This window comes from Carboxylicivirga fragile (genome assembly GCF_050589805.1).
GTDB classification, from domain to species: Bacteria; Bacteroidota; Bacteroidia; order Bacteroidales; family Marinilabiliaceae; genus Carboxylicivirga; species Carboxylicivirga fragile.
In genome coordinates, this window is record NZ_JBNGOY010000108.1 from 1 (window position 1) to 2,851 (window position 2,851).

2 protein-coding genes are annotated in these 2,851 nt (G+C 35.3%); one reads left to right on the forward strand and one right to left on the reverse strand.

Translation table 11 applies throughout. From position 1 onward, the window contains the following. Positions 1–83 precede the first annotated feature (83 nt). On the reverse strand, positions 84–323 hold the full coding sequence (locus ACRD7B_RS22660; protein WP_430826954.1) for a substrate-binding domain-containing protein: 240 nt from the start codon (positions 321–323) through the stop codon (positions 84–86). A 232-nt stretch (positions 324–555) separates the two neighbouring features. Between ACRD7B_RS22660 and ACRD7B_RS22665 the strand changes: the two genes are divergently transcribed. Beyond that, on the forward strand, positions 556–2,478 hold the full coding sequence (locus tag ACRD7B_RS22665; RefSeq protein ID WP_430826955.1) for a methyl-accepting chemotaxis protein: 1,923 nt from the start codon (positions 556–558) through the stop codon (positions 2,476–2,478). Positions 2,479–2,851 lie beyond the last annotated feature (373 nt).

Here is a 2,851-nt window from a genome sequence, read left to right on the forward strand (position 1 = left end):
TTAAGTATGGTTTTATCAGAATTGCTTGTGCTCTAAATAACCCAATAAACAACAATGACTTAGATAAATGTTTTAAACTTTTGTCATGTACTTAGAAGTCTGTTATAAGCAATTACAGGTATGTTTCTACTTTGTGCTTCTCGAACAATTGCCGCAGCTGTATTGGTGTTAATCGCAATTAAAACTAATACATCTATGTTTTTGTCAAACATTTCCAATGCCTTCTCATACTGTAAGGCCTCATTGTCGTTACCGTCATCAACATACACAGTAGAGCCCAGTTGTTCGGCTCTTTCTTTAAAAAAAGTTAGCTTCCTTGACATATCTTTCAGTAGCTTTTGTGGAAAATAGAAAACCTATGGTTGTGGTATCTTTTTTGCTACAACTGCAAATTAAAAAGGATGAAATCATTAGAAATAATAGAATTCTAGTCATATCAAGTCAATTTTTTTATAGTATAATAACCTAAAAATAGTATTAATCGTACAATAAATTTTAAAACACACATTATTTTACCCATATTTAAGAACAAGTAACAAATTAACAGAATATTATATGACTTGGAAAGACCTAAAAATTCGTGCCAAAATTGGTAGCGGTTTTGCTTTAATCATGACCATAGTTATTGTTTTGGGTACCTTAATTCTTGTTAATCTTCGTAAGGTTGATAAGGGAATAGGAACTTTAACAAATACATATATTCCGGTTGTGAGTGAGGCAAGTAAATTGGATAAGTTTTGGAGAGAAACACGTGAGTTCTCGCGATCATATGAGTTTACAGGTAATGAATATTTCCAGGGACGAGCCGATAAAAGTTATGTTCGGATGTATTCCGCTTTAACCAACCTGATTGAAGAACTATCGAGTGACGAGTCAATAATGCTCGATAAAGGTATTGATCTACAAAATGTAAAGTCTAAAATTGAAGAATATAAAGAAGTTTCGGAGCGTTATTTTGCATTGCAAGAGGCATCACTTCAAGCCAAACGATCATATGTAAATGCACAACATAATTTGCAATTGCTAGCAGATAAACAAGGAGGTTCGTCGCGGCAAGCTGTAAATAAGCTTGATCGGTTTATTTCAAAGCTCCTATGGGATGAGTTAAATCAGGATTATAGATTGTTGTTGGAAAGGTTGAGTGAATACAATGAGTTACAGAACTCTCTAACCCGCAATTATTATAATGATTCCTTTAAAGATGAATTGACAAACTTGTTAGATGATATTGATATTTACTTATCAGGCCTACGAGAGGTTAAGTTAGTTGAACTTAAGCGTTTTGAATTGTCGAAGAGTATAATGTGGGAAGTAGGAGCGGCTTCTGATGTTGGGCTGGATATGATGATGAAGATGGGGGATGAAAGTGCTTCCATAGTATCGTTTCAAAAACAAATGTTAATATATGCTCTTATTATTGTCATTATACTGTGGTTTACGCTTGTCTATTTCTTGTCACGAGCCATTTCTCAACCAATAGAAGAGAGCATAGGATTAGCCGAAAAATTATCAAAAGGCGATTTGTCTGTGGTTTTCACGGTGAAAAGTAAAGATGAAGTGGGTAGATTATCCAAGGCCTTAAATGATATGGTTGGTAATTTAAAACAAGTAATTACTGAAGTTACAACGTCTACAGCTGATATTGTTAAGACGAGCGTTAAACTTAATAAAGGAGCCTTGGAATTATCCGAAGGATCTACTCAACAAGCATCATCGGCCGAAGAGGTGTCTTCTTCAATGGAAGAAATGTATGCTAATATTCAGCAAAACACGGATAACTCAAAGGAAACGGAACTGATTGCTTCAAAAGCGGCGGATGGCATTAGTGTAAGTAATGAGGCCTCTAAGGAGGCAGCTAATCATATGGAACAGATTTCTGATAAGATTAGCGTCATTAGCGATATTGCCTTTCAAACTAATATATTGGCACTTAATGCTGCCGTTGAAGCGGCAAGAGCTGGTCAAGAGGGTAGAGGGTTTGCGGTTGTTGCATCTGAAGTAAGAAAGTTGGCTGAACGTAGTCAAGCTGCCGCTTCGGAGATTACTAAGTCAACAGAAGATACTTTGAACTCATCGGTTGAGGCTACTAATAAGTTGGATGTTATTACTCCCGAAATTCAAAAAACAGCTAAGTTAGTTAAGGAAATAACCGTGGCGTCGATGGAGCAAGTAACCGGCGTGGAGCAGATTAATAACGCATTACAACAATTGAATCAAGTTACCCAACGTAATGCGGCCAATGCCGAGCAGATAACTGAAGCGACTGGCTTACTTGATAAACTATCTGAACAATTAAGTCGTTCTGTTTCTATGTTTGAAACAGGGGCTGATACAGCTAGAGGTGATTTACAGGAGGAAGCTGAAGTTGTTACTTCGAAAAAAACATCTAAAAAGAGTTTTGGTAAGAAAAAATCAATTGACAGTAAGGGCTTAAATATCGAGTTAGGCGACAATTACGATGATTACGAGAAATTTTAATTAAACAGCAAAATTTAACTTTCTTCAACAAAGTATGGTTCACGGTTTGCTAAAGAATACATAGTATTAACCTTTTAAACTGTTTATTATGAGTTGGGGAATGATTAAATTAAAAACAATGTTGATTACAGGTGTATTTGCATTAGGTTATGCTTTATTGATGTTTAAAGTTGTAAGTTGGGTAATATAGATAAGCACAATCACATAAGTTGGTAAATAAAAAAAAGAGGTTGTCTCAAAAGTCAAAAAAGAATCTTTGAAACTTATAATTTGTAACGAACTTCAATATTTGTTACCCCTAAATCCCCTGAAGGGGACTTAAGCCTCCACTTTAGGGGAGGTTTGGAGGGGTAGAAATAAAGGTTAAGTTTTA